The 13758-nt window shown below is 70.7% G+C and carries 19 protein-coding genes; 10 read left to right on the top strand and 9 right to left on the bottom strand.

Going from position 1 to position 13758, the window contains the following annotated elements; genetic code table 11:
* Positions 1 to 66 precede the first annotated feature (66 nt).
* Complete coding sequence (locus tag ACIA77_RS02965) at positions 67 to 1257, top strand: MFS transporter (protein ID WP_395884058.1); 1191 nt, start codon at positions 67 to 69, stop codon at positions 1255 to 1257.
* Here the strand turns inward: ACIA77_RS02965 and ACIA77_RS02970 are convergent.
* Complete coding sequence (locus ACIA77_RS02970) at positions 1254 to 1436, bottom strand: DUF1918 domain-containing protein (protein WP_204091598.1); 183 nt, start codon at positions 1434 to 1436, stop codon at positions 1254 to 1256. The two genes, ACIA77_RS02965 and ACIA77_RS02970, sit on opposite strands and share 4 nt — an antisense overlap.
* Before the next feature lie 75 nt (positions 1437 to 1511).
* Between ACIA77_RS02970 and ACIA77_RS02975 the strand changes: the two genes are divergently transcribed.
* Genes ACIA77_RS02975 through ACIA77_RS02985 form a run of 3 tightly spaced genes read left to right on the top strand, consistent with a single transcriptional unit; the run spans position 1512 to position 3293 of the window.
* Positions 1512 to 2156, top strand: a complete 645-nt coding sequence (locus ACIA77_RS02975) for a spermidine synthase (protein WP_395884059.1) — start codon at positions 1512 to 1514, stop codon at positions 2154 to 2156.
* Positions 2138 to 2725 (top strand): hypothetical protein, encoded by a 588-nt coding sequence (locus tag ACIA77_RS02980; RefSeq protein ID WP_395884060.1) that lies wholly within the window; start codon positions 2138 to 2140, stop codon positions 2723 to 2725. Before ACIA77_RS02975 ends, ACIA77_RS02980 begins: the two co-directional genes overlap by 19 nt.
* A complete protein-coding gene (locus tag ACIA77_RS02985; protein ID WP_395884061.1) occupies positions 2715 to 3293 on the top strand; it encodes an HhH-GPD-type base excision DNA repair protein in 579 nt (192 codons plus the stop codon). The genes ACIA77_RS02980 and ACIA77_RS02985 overlap by 11 nt, the downstream gene beginning before the upstream one ends.
* 101 nt (positions 3294 to 3394) lie before the next feature.
* Here the strand turns inward: ACIA77_RS02985 and ACIA77_RS02990 are convergent, their stop codons facing one another.
* On the bottom strand, positions 3395 to 3919 hold the full coding sequence (locus ACIA77_RS02990) for a pentapeptide repeat-containing protein (RefSeq protein ID WP_395884321.1): 525 nt from the start codon (positions 3917 to 3919) through the stop codon (positions 3395 to 3397).
* Between the two features lie 452 nt (positions 3920 to 4371).
* Between ACIA77_RS02990 and ACIA77_RS02995 the strand changes: the two genes are divergently transcribed.
* Positions 4372 to 4635, top strand: coding sequence for a hypothetical protein (locus tag ACIA77_RS02995; RefSeq protein WP_395884062.1), 264 nt, complete (start codon positions 4372 to 4374; stop codon positions 4633 to 4635).
* Here ACIA77_RS02995 and ACIA77_RS03000 read toward each other — a convergent pair.
* Genes ACIA77_RS03000 through ACIA77_RS03010 form a run of 3 tightly spaced genes read right to left on the bottom strand, consistent with a single transcriptional unit; the run spans position 4632 to position 6148 of the window.
* Positions 4632 to 5240: a class I SAM-dependent methyltransferase gene (locus ACIA77_RS03000; protein ID WP_395884063.1), complete on the bottom strand. Its 609-nt coding sequence runs from the start codon at positions 5238 to 5240 to the stop codon at positions 4632 to 4634. The genes ACIA77_RS02995 and ACIA77_RS03000 overlap by 4 nt on opposite strands.
* A gap of 33 nt (positions 5241 to 5273) precedes the next feature.
* Positions 5274 to 5636 carry a DUF2203 domain-containing protein gene (locus ACIA77_RS03005; protein ID WP_395884064.1) on the bottom strand — a complete coding sequence of 121 codons (363 nt, stop codon included), beginning with the start codon at positions 5634 to 5636 and terminating at the stop codon, positions 5274 to 5276.
* Between the two features lie 23 nt (positions 5637 to 5659).
* A complete protein-coding gene (locus ACIA77_RS03010) occupies positions 5660 to 6148 on the bottom strand; it encodes a hypothetical protein (protein WP_395884065.1) in 489 nt (162 codons plus the stop codon).
* A gap of 229 nt (positions 6149 to 6377) precedes the next feature.
* On the opposite strand from ACIA77_RS03010, the gene ACIA77_RS03015 reads away from it, so the two are divergent.
* Both ACIA77_RS03015 and ACIA77_RS03020 read left to right on the top strand, forming a co-directional pair.
* Positions 6378 to 7601 (top strand): NADP-dependent isocitrate dehydrogenase, encoded by a 1224-nt coding sequence (locus ACIA77_RS03015; RefSeq protein ID WP_395884066.1) that lies wholly within the window; start codon positions 6378 to 6380, stop codon positions 7599 to 7601.
* Between the two features lie 212 nt (positions 7602 to 7813).
* The gene (locus tag ACIA77_RS03020; RefSeq protein ID WP_395884067.1) at positions 7814 to 8128 is read left to right on the top strand and encodes an SH3 domain-containing protein; all 315 of its coding nucleotides are present in this window, start codon (positions 7814 to 7816) and stop codon (positions 8126 to 8128) included.
* A gap of 4 nt (positions 8129 to 8132) precedes the next feature.
* Here ACIA77_RS03020 and ACIA77_RS03025 read toward each other — a convergent pair whose 3' ends face one another.
* The 3 genes from ACIA77_RS03025 to ACIA77_RS03035 form a co-directional block, all read right to left on the bottom strand.
* A complete protein-coding gene (locus tag ACIA77_RS03025; RefSeq protein WP_395884068.1) occupies positions 8133 to 8639 on the bottom strand; it encodes a permease in 507 nt (168 codons plus the stop codon).
* A gap of 147 nt (positions 8640 to 8786) precedes the next feature.
* A complete protein-coding gene (locus ACIA77_RS03030) occupies positions 8787 to 9362 on the bottom strand; it encodes a TetR/AcrR family transcriptional regulator (RefSeq protein WP_395884069.1) in 576 nt (191 codons plus the stop codon).
* Positions 9363 to 9432: 70 nt separating this feature from the next.
* A complete protein-coding gene (locus tag ACIA77_RS03035) occupies positions 9433 to 10152 on the bottom strand; it encodes an MBL fold metallo-hydrolase (RefSeq protein WP_395884070.1) in 720 nt (239 codons plus the stop codon).
* Positions 10153 to 10193: 41 nt separating this feature from the next.
* Here ACIA77_RS03035 and ACIA77_RS03040 point away from each other — a divergent pair, with 41 nt between their 5' ends.
* A complete protein-coding gene (locus tag ACIA77_RS03040; RefSeq protein ID WP_395884322.1) occupies positions 10194 to 11009 on the top strand; it encodes an exodeoxyribonuclease III in 816 nt (271 codons plus the stop codon).
* 61 nt (positions 11010 to 11070) lie between these two features.
* On the opposite strand, the gene ACIA77_RS03045 is transcribed toward ACIA77_RS03040, so the two are convergent.
* Entirely contained in the window at positions 11071 to 11751 is a 681-nt protein-coding gene (locus tag ACIA77_RS03045) for a chitinase (RefSeq protein WP_395884323.1), read from the bottom strand.
* A 494-nt stretch (positions 11752 to 12245) separates the two neighbouring features.
* Between ACIA77_RS03045 and ACIA77_RS03050 the strand changes: the two genes are divergently transcribed.
* Together ACIA77_RS03050 and trpS are read left to right on the top strand one after the other, a co-directional pair.
* The gene (locus ACIA77_RS03050) at positions 12246 to 12596 is read left to right on the top strand and encodes a hypothetical protein (protein WP_395884071.1); all 351 of its coding nucleotides are present in this window, start codon (positions 12246 to 12248) and stop codon (positions 12594 to 12596) included.
* A 136-nt stretch (positions 12597 to 12732) separates the two neighbouring features.
* Entirely contained in the window at positions 12733 to 13755 is a 1023-nt protein-coding gene (trpS, locus tag ACIA77_RS03055; RefSeq protein ID WP_395884072.1) for a tryptophan--tRNA ligase, read from the top strand.
* Positions 13756 to 13758: the final 3 nt, after the last annotated feature.

Genomic DNA, 13758 nt, shown 5'->3' on the forward strand with positions numbered 1-13758 from the left:
TGTACGGTCGTCATCGAACTACGACGTTCGTCGAACCAATCCCGCTTCACCCTTGGGGGCACGTTCATGTCCAGCGCCACTTCCACCGGGAGCTCGCGAAACGCCGTACTGGCGTTCGGGGCCTTCGGGGTCGGCACCAGCGGCTACATCGTGGCCGGGCTGTTGCCGTCGCTCGTCTCCGAGTTGCACGTCTCCGCCACCGCGGCCGCGCAGCTCGTCACGTCCTTCGCCATCGCGTACGCGTTCGGCTCGCCGCTGTTCGCCGCGCTGACCGGCCGCTGGGAACGCCGGACGCTGCTGGTGGCCGCGCTCGTCGTGACCGGCGTGGGCAACCTGTTCGCCGCAGTCGCGCCGGGGTACGGCCCGCTGCTGGTCGCGCGGGTCGTCACGGCGGTCGGTGCGGCCGTGTTCACGCCGGCGGCCAGCGCCGTCGCCGCGGAGCTGACCACGCCGGAACGCCGCGGCCGAGCGGTCGCGATGGTGTTCGGCGGCCTCACGGTCGCCTTGATCTTCGGGGTGCCGCTCGGCAGTCTCGTGTCGCAGCAGTGGGACTACGAGGCCGCGTTCCTGCTCGTCGGCGTGCTGTCGCTGGCGGGCGCGATCGCCGTGCGGCTGGTGCTGCCGCGCGTCGCACCGCCGCCGGCTGTGCGGCTGGCCGAGCGCTTCGCGGTCGCGCGGGACAAGCGCGTGGTCGCGCTGCTCGTCACGACCGTGCTCGCGTGCCTCGGCGCGTTCATGGTCTACACGCTGTCCTCGTCGCTGCTCGCCGCGACGGCCGGTGTCACCGGCGGCACCGTGACCGTGCTGCTGTTCTGCTACGGCATCGGTGGCGCGCTGGGCAACTACCTCGGCGGCCGCGCCGCCGACCGGTGGGGTGCGCGCGTGCCGGTGCTCGTGGTGCTGGCCGGGATGACCGTCGTGATGGCGCTGCTGCCGTTCACGTCGGTGACCGTCGTCGGCGCGGGCGTCACGTTCTTCGTGTGGGGCACGATCACGTGGGCGATCAACCCGCCCATGCAGCACCGGCTCATCGAACTCTCACCCGGGCACGCCGGGCTGGCGCTCTCGCTGAACGCGTCGGCGATCTACCTCGGTGTCGGCCTCTCCGGTGTCGTCGGCGGGGCCGTGCTCACGTCGGCGGGACCGACGGTGCTGCCGGAAGTCGCGGCGGTCCTCGCCGGGGTGGCCGTCGCGGTGATGGCGTTCTTCTGGGAGCCGCGTCGGGCGGCGGTCCGCGAAGAAGTGGCTGTCGGTTAGTCCGGGTTGATCTCGCAGTCGGGTCCGGGGTAGAGCAGAGCTTCGTGCCCGTCGGTGAACCGGACCACGTACGGCGGGGAGCCGTCCGGGCCGCGCACCTCGAGGATCTCGGCGCGCTGCTCGGCCGCTCCCACCGTGCGACCGTGGACCTGGATCTCGTCTCCTACTGTCGCGCGCATGAGGTTTCACCTCCTGGCCTCACAGCGTAAGGGTGGCTCGCGGTCGCGTACAGGCCGTTGTGAAAGGCTGGCCGGGTGGGTGAGGTGCTGGAGGTGGCCGACGGCGTGGGCGGCGAACTCGTGCTCCGCCGTGACGGCGAAGCGCTCGAGGTGATCGAGAACGGCGTGTTCCTCATGGACACCCGCAACGGCGAGTCCGAACGCCTGCTCGTCACCGGTGCCGCCGACCTGCTGGCGCCGGGGGCCCGGGTGCTCATCGGTGGCCTCGGGGTGGGGTTTTCGTTGCGGGCGGCGCTGGATCACCCCCGGGTGGGCTCGGTCGTGGTGGTGGAGCGCGAAGCGGCCGTCATCGCGTGGAACCGCACGGGTCCGCTGCGTGAGGTGCACGGCTCGGCGCTGGCGGACCCGCGGGTGCGGGTCGTGGAAGCGGACCTGGTGCCGTGGCTGGCCGGCTGTGGGGAGACGTTCGACGCGCTGTGCCTCGACATCGACAACGGTCCGGAGTGGACGGTCACACCCGGCAACGCCGCGCTGTACGGAGAGTCCGGAGTGGACGGTCTCGCGCGGCTCCTGCGTCCGGGCGGTGTGCTGGCGGTGTGGAGCGCCGGCGCGGCGCCCGCGTTCACGGACCGGCTGCGGGAGCGGTTCTCCGACGTGCGCGTGGTAGAGGTCCCGGTGCTGCGCGGCGAGCCGGACGTGCTGTGGTTCGCGCGCTCCTGACTGCGGCTGTCGAGGAAAACGCGTCGTGGTGCGACGTGTTCTGCCGCATCCGCGGCGTTTCCGGCGTCTTCGGGCCGCGCGCGTGGACGGCGCCGGCGCGGACGCCGGAGTTCTACCCGGACGCCGTCACCCTCACCGCCGACGCGACGGCGGCCGACGTCCTGCCCTTCGTGGACGCGTCCGCGGGCTGCTCGGTGAAGGACAGCTTCGCGACGCTGGACCTGCCGGGGTTCGGCGTGCTGTTCGAGGCTTCCTGGCTGCACTTCCCGGTGCGGCCTGCGGCGGCGTGGGTTGCGTCGGCTTCGCCGGACCCGTCGTTCGTGCACCTGCACGGCTCGTCCGGCACCGCCATCGCGCACCGCGGCGCGCGGGCGGTGGGCCTGTCGAACGTGACGGGGGCGGACTGGCCGGGCGCCGTCGCCGGCGCGGCCGCCGCCTTCCCCGGCCTGCCGGTCGTCGGCTACGAACACGGCGCCGACCTCGCCGCCGCGCTCGCCTGCGGTGCCACCCGGCTCGGTGAGCTGCGCGTGTGGGTCGCGGCCTGCCAAAATGGCACGCATGACGCGTGAAGTGCACCTGAGCGGCGACGCCGAAGCCGACGAGCTGCTGAGCAACGACCCGGTGGCGCTGCTGGTCGGCATGCTGCTGGACCAGCAGATCTCCATGGAGGTCGCGTTCCTCGGGCCGCGCAAGATCGCCGATCGCATGGGCGGGTTCGACGTGCGGCGCATCGCCGAGGCGGACACCGAGGAGTTCGTGCAGAAGTGCGTCACGCCGCCCGCCATCCACCGCTACGGCGGGTCCATGGCGCGCCGCGTGCAGGCCCTGTGCCAGTTCATCGTCGAAAACTACGACGGCGACGCGGAAGCGATCTGGACCGAAGGCCGCCCCAAGCCGGACGGCCCCGAGGTCCTCAAGCGCCTCAAAGCCCTCCCCGGCTACGGCGAACAGAAGGCCAAGATCTTCCTCGCCCTGCTCGGCAAGCAGTACGGCGTGCAGCCCAAGGGCTGGCGCACCGCCGCCGGCGCCTACGGCGACCGCGGCTCCCGCCGTTCCATCGCGGACGTCGTGAACGCCAAGACCCTCGCCGAAGTGCGGGCGTTCAAGAAGGCGGAAAAGGCGGCTGCGAAGAAGTAGCTGGGACGGGGTTGGTCGGCTGGTCTCCGGTGGCAGCCGTGCCCTGCCGGACGCGATGCGGCCGGCGAGGCGAACCGGGGGCGCTCGTGGGTTGTCCCGGGTCACGATGAGGAAAGTTCCTGCAGGGCCAGCTGACGGCCGTTCCCACGCCGCGGCTGCCACATTTTCGAACCAGTCCCTTCGACCGCGAGACGGCTGCCGCCACCCGCATCAGCCCCGCGGGCCATGGACAACCTGCGAGTCATGGCGCGGATCGCCGCGCGCCCGAACTGCCGCCCGAACAACCGCCGATGAACGAATCCAGGCCCCCGTGTCGCGGCTCGCGAAGCCCGGGCCCGCGAGTCTCCGCTCGCAAGTCCTGCCAGGAAAGTCCAGGCCCGCAAGGTCTCGACCCGGATAGTCCCGGCTCGGATGGTCCCGGCTCGCGAAGTCCCGATCCGCGAAGTCCCGGTCAGTGAAGCTCCGGTCAGTGAAGCCCCGGTCGGCGAAGCCCTGGTCAGTGAAGCCCCGGTCGGCGAAGCCCTGGTCAGTGAAGCTCCGGTCAGTGAAGTCCGGCCCCGCGAAGTCTCGGCCCCGCGAAGTCCCGGCCCCGCGAAGTCCGGGCCCGCGAGGTCCCGGCCACAAATTCCCGGTCAGCAAAGTCAACCGCACCGCCGCGAGCAAATCCCCGCCCGCAAGCAAGCCCCCGCCCAACCACAGGGGGACCGGCCCCGCATCCATTTTACCGCCTCTGAGCTGCGGAAACGTAGGCGATGGCATCAACGGGCCAGTCGTGCCGGGGAAGCGGTCGAGGTGGTGCGGGGTATCGGCCGGTGAGTGGTGGGATCGGGCCGCGCGTGGTCACCGATTGTGGTCAAGGTCGGCGTCTGCCGGGTTCGCCGCGCGGCGCGAGCGGGACATTCGCGCGCGTGGTGTGAAGGGGACCGTCATGCCGCCCAGCCGCCCAGCCGCGCGGCCACGGCCAAGGGGCAAGGCCAAAGGCCAGAGGCCAACGGACTCGGCCAAGGGCCAGCGCCAAGGCGCAAGGGGCAAGGCCAAGGTCAAGGGGCCCGGTCAAGGGGCAAGGCAGCAGCTGCACGTGGGCACCTACGCCGGCGCCCGCTTCCGGGGCCAGAGCGCGCCGCAGCTCGACGGGCCCGGCTTCGCCGCCTTCCGCGGTACGCGGGCCGACGGGACGCAGGCCTGCGCCGACGCCGCCGGCGACACGACTGCCGACTTCACCGTCACGGAGCTCGTCCGGGCCGCCGACGGCACCATCACCGCCTTCGACGCGTCGTTCGTGCTGCGTTGCTCGGGCCCCGCCGGTCCGGTGACGACCGGTGAGGTCCACTTCCACGCCTAGCGCACCGCGCGCACCCCGAACACCAGCCGTTCCCGGCCGGCGAGGTGGGCGGTCACCGTGGTGGCCGACGCGGTGGTGAAGCCGGCCTCGGTGGCCAGGGCGGCGGCTTCCTTTTCGGTACCGGGGATGCGGAAGTCGCGGGGCATCTGGTCGGTCAGGGAGCCCGTCCGCGAGAAGCGCCGCGCCGAGGAGATGCTGAACGCGGCCACGCCGCCGGGCCGCAGGACGCGCCGCCACTCCGCCAGGGCCGTCGCGCCGAGGAAGTGCAGGGCGGAGGCGCAGACGACCGCGTCGGCGGCGCCGTCGGCGACCGGGAGGGGCACGGCGCGGCCCTCGTGCCACGAGATCACGCCGGACGGGTCCAGCGTGGCCGCCTTCTCTCGGGCGAGAGCGAGCATCGCCGGCGAGAAGTCCACCGCGACGATCGAAGCGGGCTTCAGCCGCAGGGCCGCGAAGGCCGCCGCGCCCGTGCCGGTGGCCACGTCGACGAGGAGGGCGGGCGCGTTCGGCAGCGTCGACACGAGGGTGTCGGCCACGAGGGGGTGGAACGGGTCGTCGTCGTATCCGTCGGCGAGGGCGTCGAAGACGTCGGAGTCAGTGGTCACCGGCTCAACCTAGCGGCCCTGACCAGCGAATTTTCACTTCAGCGGCCGGCGCCCGGCGAAGCCGAGGTCGGCGCGGTGGTACCAGGCCAGTTCGGGGTCGCCTTCGAGCCAGCACAGCAGCACGTCTTCGCCGTCGAGCGACGCCGGGAAGTCCACCAGCAGGGGAGCGAAGCCCTTCAGCTCCGCGCCCGTGCGCTGGACGGTCGTCATCAGCTCGTCGAGCCGGGCCTGCGCGGCCTTCCACTCCGGCAGCCCGCCGAGGTCGGTGTCGTGCCCGCCCGGCCGCAGCGACGCGGCGAGCTCGGCGGCGTCGGCGCGCACCCGGATGAGCTCGGCGAGGACCGGCAGCAGCCTGGCGAGCTCGGCGCGTGCCTCCGGCACGGTGAACAGACCCATGTGACGATGTTCTCACCGGGCCTTCACCGCGCGGGCCGCCGCCTCGCGATCGTGGCCGCCAGGCCCGCGCCGACGAGCAGGAACCCGCCCGCGAGCAGGGCACCGGAGAACAGCCACGACGTCACGCCGAACGACAGCCCGCCGCGCGGCAGCACGTCGAGCAGGCGCAAGCCCCACTCCGGCATCGCCAGCGCGACGACGCCCGGCAGCACACCCCACACGAGCCCGCCGAGCAGCGGACCCGACGAAGACCACGCGCCCAGCGCCGCGACCAGCAGCAACAGGATCGCGCCCGCTGCTACCAGGGCGATGCCGAGCGGGTCGCGGCGCGCGGCGAACGCCTCCACCACGATCGTCTGCTCCCGGTAGCCACCGGCCGCGACCAGGCCGAACGCGACGGGCGTGAGCACGAGCCCGAGCAGCCCGCTGACCACGCGGGCCACGGCCCGGCCGCGGTGTGGCTCTTCGAACACCGGCTGCTGAAAGGTGGTGTCCGGGTCGGAGTACGACATAGCGTGACCTCTCGAGTGGCTGGTTCCCCGATGGGATGGTCGCCGGGCTCACCTGGTTCCGCGACCGGTGAACCGGGCCCGTGCCCGCCCGTCGGCGCCGCTGGCGCCGGGTGGAGACTTGACGCCGACCACTTCTGGAACCACCCAGGCCCGGTAAGCAGTACGCTTGTACCGCTACCCACGAGTCGAAGAAGCATCGCGAAGATCCGCGGAAGGAGCACCGCTGCTCATGGCCAAGATCAAGGTCCAGGGCACCGTCGTCGAGCTCGACGGCGATGAGATGACCCGCATCATCTGGCAGTTCATCAAGGACAAGCTGATCCACCCGTACCTGGACGTCAACCTGGACTACTACGACCTGGGCATCGAGGAGCGGGACCGCACCGACGACCAGATCACGGTCGACGCCGCCAACGCCATCAAGCAGCACGGCGTCGGGGTCAAGTGCGCCACGATCACGCCCGACGAGGCGCGCGTGGAGGAGTTCGGCCTCAAGAAGATGTGGCGGAGCCCCAACGGCACCATCCGCAACATCCTCGGCGGCGTGGTCTTCCGCGAGCCGATCATCATGCAGAACGTGCCGCGCCTCGTACCGGGCTGGACCAAGCCGATCATCATCGGCCGGCACGCCCACGGTGACCAGTACAAGGCCACCGACTTCAAGGTCCCCGGCCCGGGCACCCTGACGCTGACCTACACCCCCGAAGACGGCTCCGCGCCGATGGAGTTCGAGGTCGCGAAGTACCCGGAGGGCGGCGGCGTCGCCATGGGTATGTACAACTACCGCAAGTCGATCGAGGACTTCGCGCGCGCGTCGCTGCAGTACGGCCTCGACCGCGCCATGCCGGTCTACCTGTCGACCAAGAACACGATCCTCAAGGCCTACGACGGCATGTTCAAGGACGTGTTCCAGGAGATCTTCGAGGCCGAGTACAAGGCCGACTTCGACGCCAAGGGCCTCACCTACGAGCACCGGCTCATCGACGACATGGTCGCCGCGGCGCTCAAGTGGGAGGGCGGCTACGTCTGGGCCACCAAGAACTACGACGGTGACGTCCAGTCCGACACCGTGGCCCAGGGCTTCGGCTCGCTCGGCCTGATGACGTCGGTGCTGCGCACGCCGGACGGCAAGACCGTCGAGGCCGAGGCTGCCCACGGCACGGTCACCCGGCACTACCGCCAGCACCAGCAGGGCAAGCCGACCTCCACGAACCCGATCGCTTCGATCTACGCGTGGACCCGGGGCCTCGAGCACCGCGGCAAGCTCGACAGCAACCCGGAGCTCATCGGCTTCGCGAACACGCTGGAGCGCGTGGTCATCGACACCGTCGAGAGCGGCAAGATGACGAAGGACCTGGCGCTGCTCGTCGGCGGCGACCAGCAGTGGCAGACCACCGAGGAGTTCCTCGCGACCCTCGACGAGAACCTGGCCAAGCGGATCGCCCAGGGCTGAGCCACCGGCAGAACTGCCTGTCCCACCACCGCGAAGGGGCACCTCGGAGGAGTCTTCCGAGGTGCCCCTTCGTCGTGAACACGGTCTGTCACCGGGGGGTGACGCTGTTGGCGCCTCCGGGTGGTCTGGGCCGGTGGACCTGTCGGGCGGACCCACTCGGTGTCTACCCTGGTCGGGCCGGATTTTTCGGGATTTCGTCGGAGGAGCCAGCCGTGATCCTGGGGTTGTTGCCGAAGAAGACGCTGATCATCATCGGTGTCATCGCCGCAGTGGTGATCCTCTACGTGATCAACCAGAAGGGCCAGGCCGACGCGCAGGGTTCCCCGACGGGGTGCAAGGTCACCGTGACCGCCGACGTCCTCAACGCCCGCGAGACGCCCGACGGCAACGGCAAGATCGTCGGGAAGTACCTCAACGGCGCCGAGTTCGACGCGATGGCGGTGCAGCAGAACGGGTTCCGCGAGGTCGACCAGGGCAAGTGGGTGGCGAGCAACTTCGTGAAGCCGGTCGAAGGGGCGAAGTGCTGACTGGCTAGACGCCGATCAGTTCCAGCGCCACGGTGGCCGCACCCGACAGTGCGGCGATGGCGGCCAGGCCGCGCGCCTTGCGCGGGTCGCGCTTCGCCGCGGCCCGCCAGTAGAGGCCGATGCCGACCACCAGCAGGAGGATTTCGACGGTCATCGAGACCGCCGGGAACCGCCACAGGCCGAAGCCGAACGTCGGCAGGTCGCCCGCGTTGCCGGGCAGGATCGGCAGGTCGGCGCGGTGCACCACGAGGTCGAGCAGCCAGTGGGAGAACGCGACCGCGCCGAGCGTGACCCCCGCGCTCCGGCCGAGCCACCGCGCCGCGACCAGGCCGAACAAGGCCGACAGGACGAGCGCGCCGAGAAGAGAATGCGTGTAGTCGGCGTGGATCACGCCTTCGCCGTAGCCGGTTCCGCCCGACTGGTCGATGGTTTCGACGCCGGTGAGGTACAGCGGGGTGAACACGATGTCGAGCCACGCGGTGGCGAGCATCAGCGTCCACACCGGCGTCAAGGCCGGCCGGCCTTGACGCCGGCCGCGAGCCCGAAGTGCCCGGCGATCATCTGCGGACCCCCTTGCCCGGCCAGGGAAAGCGCGCGTCGGGAATCCCGAGCGCGACGGTGAAGAGCAGCACTGCGATGACGAAGGACATGGTTCCCCTCAGTTCGTTCCGGCGTAGTCGGCGATGCCCCGCACGAGCATCGTTTTCAGGAGCGTGAAGCTGGCGTCGACGTCTTCGGGGCGGCCGAATCCGCCCGAAGCTTCGAGACCGGCGAAGCCGTGCACGGCGGCGCGCAGGCACCGCACCGCGTGCACGCTGCGGGCGTGGTCGAAGCCATACGGGCGAAGCACCGCGAAGGCGACTTCGGCGACACCGTGGGTGGCCTTCGCGAGCTCTTCGTCGGCCTCGTCGGGCGCCGTTTCCAGCGCGGCGACCCGGTGTGGATGCCTTCGCAGGTAGGCGCGATACGCATCGGCGAGCGCCTCGATGGCCTCGCCGCCGGAGCGGCCGGTCGCCGCGCCTCGCAACGCTTCGGTCATCTCGGTGACCACCGCGAGGTCGATGAGCCGCCGGAGGGCGGCGAGACCGCCGACGTGCTTGTACAGCGACGGCGTGGCGACGCCGGCCCGCTCGGCGACCTTGGCGAGGGTGAGTGCGCCGGCGCCGTCGGCGTCCACCACCTCGAGCGCGAGGGCGACGACGGCGTCCGGCGTGAGGCCGGCTCTAGGGGACATCACGGTGGCTAACTGGCATAGCTGAAAAGCTAATAGGCTTAGCCTCTGGTCGTCAAGAGGTGCCGCCGGGCTACAGCTCGAGCGTCAATCCTTCGTCCGCGGCCAGCACTTGACCGCCGAACCCCGCGCGCGCCCGCGCGACCGATTCGGCGCGGTCGGTGCCGGGCCAGAAGTGTGTGAGCAGCAGGGTTTTCGCGCCGGCTTTCGCCGCCGTCCGGCCGGCCTCGGCGGCCGTCATGAGGTGCTCTTCGGGTTCCGGCACCGTCGCCTCGCAGATCAGCACGTCCGCGTCGCGGGCCAGTTCCACGAGCAGCGGCGACGGTCCGGTGTCGCCGGAGTACGCGACGGTGGCGGCCGCGGAACTCAGCCGCACGCCGTGGTTCGGCACGAAGTGGGGCAGCGGGGCCGAAGTGAGCTGCCACGGGCCGACGGCTGCCGGCCCGGCGAAGGTGTGCACGTCGAAGATCGTCGCGGGGTGCGGGCGCGGTTCGGCGGCTTCGAGCCGGCGCAGCACCCCGGGGGTGCAGTGCAGCGGCAGGCGAGTGGTCTCGACCGTGTAGTGCCACGCGCGGCTCAGCGCGGTGAGGTCCGCGATGTGGTCGGGGTGCTCGTGCGTCACGACGACGGCGCCGAGGGCTTTCGCCTCGACGTGCGTGAACAGGCGGGCGGCCGCGCCGTAACCGAGGTCGAGGACGGTGTGGTGGTCTTCGTGCGACAGCAGGAAACCGGCGCACGCGCGGCCGGGTTCGGGGTAGCCGCCGCAGCTGCCGAGCACGGTGAGTCGGGCCATGGCCGCAGTCTGGCACGGAGTTGTCGGGGGTGACGGGTAGCGTGCGCGGGGTGCTGACCGTCTCCACCGTGAACGTCAACGGCCTGCGGGCCGCCGTGAAGAAGGGCTTCGTCGAGTGGCTCGCCACCACGAACGCCGATGTCGTCGCCTGCCAGGAGGTGCGGGCGGAAGCCGCGCAGCTGCCCGGCCACGTCGTCGAGCCGGAAGGCTGGCACGCCGCGCACGCCGCGTCGGCGGTCAAGGGGCGCAACGGCGTTTCGCTCTACAGCCGGGTCGAGCCGGAGGAGGTGCGCGTCGGCTTCGGTGAGCCCGAGTTCGAGGACAGCGGGCGCTACCTCGAGATGCACCTGCCGGGCGTCGTCGTCGCGAGCCTGTACCTGCCGAGCGGCGACGTCGGCACCGAGCGCCAGGACGAGAAGGAGCGCTTCATGGCCGCGTTCCTGCCGCACCTGGTTGAGCTGCGCGCGAAGGCCGCCGCGGCCGGGCGCGAGGTCGTGGTGGTGGGCGACTGGAACATCGCCTACGACACCGTCGACCTGAAGAACTGGAAGGGCAACCAGAAGAACTCCGGCTTCCTGCCCGAGGAGCGCGAGTGGCTCGGCCGGGTCTACGAAGAGGCCGGCTACGTCGACGTCCAGCGGCGCCTGCACGAAGGCCCCGGTCCGTACACGTGGTGGTCCTACCGCGGCAAGGCGTTCGACAACGACTCCGGCTGGCGCATCGACTACCAGCTCGCGACGCCCGCGTTGGCCGCCGCGGTGCGGTCCGTGGTCGTCGAACGTGCCGAAACGTATGCCGAGCGCTGGTCGGACCACGCCCCGGTGACGGCGACGTACGACGTGCCGTTCCCGCGCTGATTCCCCGGCCGGACAAGGAAAAGGGCCCCTCGGCCGCCACCCAGGGGCCCTTCTGGCACCCTCAGCAGCTGAGGTTGCCACCCGGGTCGACGCCCAGGATGCCGGTGAACTTCTGGTACGCGTCGATGCGGCTCTGGACCTGGGCGGGGTTGCCGCCGTTGCACTCGATCGAGCCGTTGATGCTGCGGATCGTCTCGCCGAACCCGCGGCCGTTGACCATGGCGTCGTGCGGGGTCATGGTGCCGGGGCCGGACTGGGTGTTCCAGTACCAGAGACCGGTTTTCCACGAGACGGCCGCGTCGTTCTGCACGAGGTTCGGGTTGTTCAGCAGGTCGATGCCGAGCGCGTCACCCGCGGCCTTGTAGTTGAAGTTCCAGCTGAGCTGGATCGGCCCGCGGCCGTAGTACGCGGCGGTGCCGGCCGGACAGCCGTAGGACTGGCTGGTGTCGCAGTAGTGCGGGTAGTTCGCGGTGTTCTGCTCCACTATGTACACCAGGCCGCCGGTTTCGTGGCTCACGTTCGCGAGGAACGCCGCGGCTTCCTGCTTCTTCACGGTGTCGTTGCCGGAGTTCGCGAAGCCGGGGTACGCGCTGAGCGCGTCGGTCAGTCCACTGTAGGTGTAGAAGGAGTTCCGGCTCGGGAACATCTGGTTGAACTGCGCTTCGCTAACCACGAAGCTCGCCGCCGGGGCCGCTGTCGCCGTGGTGGGGACGAGCACGGCGACGGCCGCGGCGGCGGCCATCCCGACGGCGGTGAGGATCCTTCGGAGAGACATGGGCTCACTCCTTTGTTCGCCCTGAAGTGGTCTACACCAATGAGGTATAGACCACTGTTCAAGCGACCGGAACCGCTTCGAGGTCAAGAAGCCGCGAACAGAGCAACCGAGTTGGTGAATAACTTGCTGTCCGTAATCCGGTGCCGCCGAATGAGTGAATGAGATTCATGTTTCGCGCGAGCCGAGCGACCGGGAGTGGGCGTCACCGGTTCCGCGAGGGCCGTTCGAGCGACCGGTTCCGGCCTCGGTACGGGGTGATCGCTTCGCTGCGGAGCGCTGACCACCGGTGATGCCGATAGTGCGGGGGTGGCCTCCCCGCCTCCCCGGACGGGCGCTAGTCTCGGCGCCCGAGTTGATCAGAACCGACAGGTCTTGACACGCTCGGTAGTTTTTTCACGACAAGGCTCATCCTTACGGGTGAGAGATCTCGCCAGGAACGTCATTTCGCGGGAGGCACTCCGGTGCGCAACCCAGGTCATCTCCTGTTGCGGTCCACGCTGCACTCGGCCCGGTCGGCGACCCTCGTCGTCCTGCCGGCTGTCCTGCTGCTCGCCGGCAGTGGCACGGCTCTGGCCGACGACAACGTCGCCCGCGAAGAGACCAGCTGGGGCGGTTTCGGCATGCTCGGGCCGGTCGGCCTGGTGGCCGTGGCGCTGGGCATCGTCGGCATGGCCCTCGGCGTGTTGCGGCAGCGCCGCAAGGCCCGCGCCGCGCTCGTCACCGCCGCTGCTCCTGCTGTCGTGGCGCCGGAGCCCGCCGTCGCCGATGCCGAGGCCCCCACCCGGCCGCTCGCGCCGGTGCGGCACCCCTGATCGGCCGCGCTCCGGGCCGCTGAGCCCGCCGCTGCCGGGCCCGGCCGCTCGCCGCGGCTCGCGGGTCCGCCACCCCCGACCCGCCCCCGGAGACCTCCCTGTGACCCGCCCCGGCCGAGCCTGGAAGAATCGCCTCGTGTCCGACGAACAGAACGGGCGCCTGCGGGTGCTTTCCGGGATCCAGCCGACGGCCGACTCGTTCCACCTCGGCAACTACCTCGGCGCCCTGCGCCAGTGGGTGCAGCTGCAGGACACGCACGAGACCTTCTACTGCGTCGTCGACCTGCACGCCATCACGGTCGAGCAGGACCCGAAGGTGCTGCTGGAGCGCACCCGTCGGTCGGCCGCGCAGCTGCTCGCCATCGGCGTCGACCCCGACCGCAGCGCGCTGTTCGTCCAGAGCCACGTGCCCGAGCACGCGCAGCTGAGCTGGGTGCTCGAGTGCCAGACCGGCTTCGGTGAAGCCAGCCGGATGACGCAGTTCAAGGACAAGTCGGCCAAACAGGGCGCCGACCGCGCCAGCGTCGGGCTCTTCACGTACCCGATCCTGCAGGCCGCGGACATCCTGCTGTACCAGGCGAACGCCGTGCCGGTCGGCGAGGACCAGCGCCAGCACCTGGAGCTCACGCGCAACCTCGCGCAGCGCTTCAACAACCGGCTGGGCAAGACGTTCGTGGTCCCCGAGCCCTACATCGTCAAGGACACGGCGAAGATCTACGACCTGCAGGACCCGACGGCGAAGATGAGCAAGTCGGCCTCGGCCGCCAACGGGCTCGTCGAGCTGCTCGAAGACCCGAAGCGCTCGGCGAAGAAGATCCGCTCCGCCGTGACCGACACCGGGCGCGAGATCAAGTTCGACGCGGAGAACAAGGCCGGCGTCTCCAACCTGCTGAGCATCTACTCGGCGCTCACCGACCGCTCGATCGCCGACCTCGAGGCGGCCTACGACGGCAAGGGCTACGGCGACCTGAAGAAGGACCTCGCCGAGGTGCTCGTCGAATGGGTCACGCCGCTGCAGGAGCGCGTCCAGTCCTATCTGGACGACGTCACCGAGCTCGACAAGGTGCTCGCACGCGGCGCCCAGCGCGCCCGCGGGGTCGCGGCGGAGACCCTCGCAACCGTCTACGAGCGCATCGGGTTCCTCCCCGCCGCGCGCTGATCA

The sequence above is a fragment of the Amycolatopsis sp. NPDC051903 genome (genome assembly GCF_044452505.1).
Classification (GTDB): Bacteria; Actinomycetota; Actinomycetes; order Mycobacteriales; family Pseudonocardiaceae; genus Amycolatopsis.

Coding starts and splice junctions, on each gene's coding strand:
- ACIA77_RS03015 (WP_395884066.1), top strand. CDS start 6,378: ATGGCCAAGATCAAGGTCCAGGGCACCGTCGTCGAGCTCGACGGCGAT.
- ACIA77_RS02965 (WP_395884058.1), top strand. CDS start 67: ATGTCCAGCGCCACTTCCACCGGGAGCTCGCGAAACGCCGTACTGGCG.
- ACIA77_RS03030 (WP_395884069.1), bottom strand. CDS start 9,362: ATGTCCCCTAGAGCCGGCCTCACGCCGGACGCCGTCGTCGCCCTCGCG.
- ACIA77_RS03035 (WP_395884070.1), bottom strand. CDS start 10,152: ATGGCCCGACTCACCGTGCTCGGCAGCTGCGGCGGCTACCCCGAACCC.
- ACIA77_RS03005 (WP_395884064.1), bottom strand. CDS start 5,636: ATGGGTCTGTTCACCGTGCCGGAGGCACGCGCCGAGCTCGCCAGGCTG.
- ACIA77_RS03010 (WP_395884065.1), bottom strand. CDS start 6,148: ATGTCGTACTCCGACCCGGACACCACCTTTCAGCAGCCGGTGTTCGAA.
- ACIA77_RS02970 (WP_204091598.1), bottom strand. CDS start 1,436: ATGCGCGCGACAGTAGGAGACGAGATCCAGGTCCACGGTCGCACGGTG.
- ACIA77_RS02985 (WP_395884061.1), top strand. CDS start 2,715: ATGACGCGTGAAGTGCACCTGAGCGGCGACGCCGAAGCCGACGAGCTG.
- ACIA77_RS03045 (WP_395884323.1), bottom strand. CDS start 11,751: ATGGCCGCCGCCGCGGCCGTCGCCGTGCTCGTCCCCACCACGGCGACA.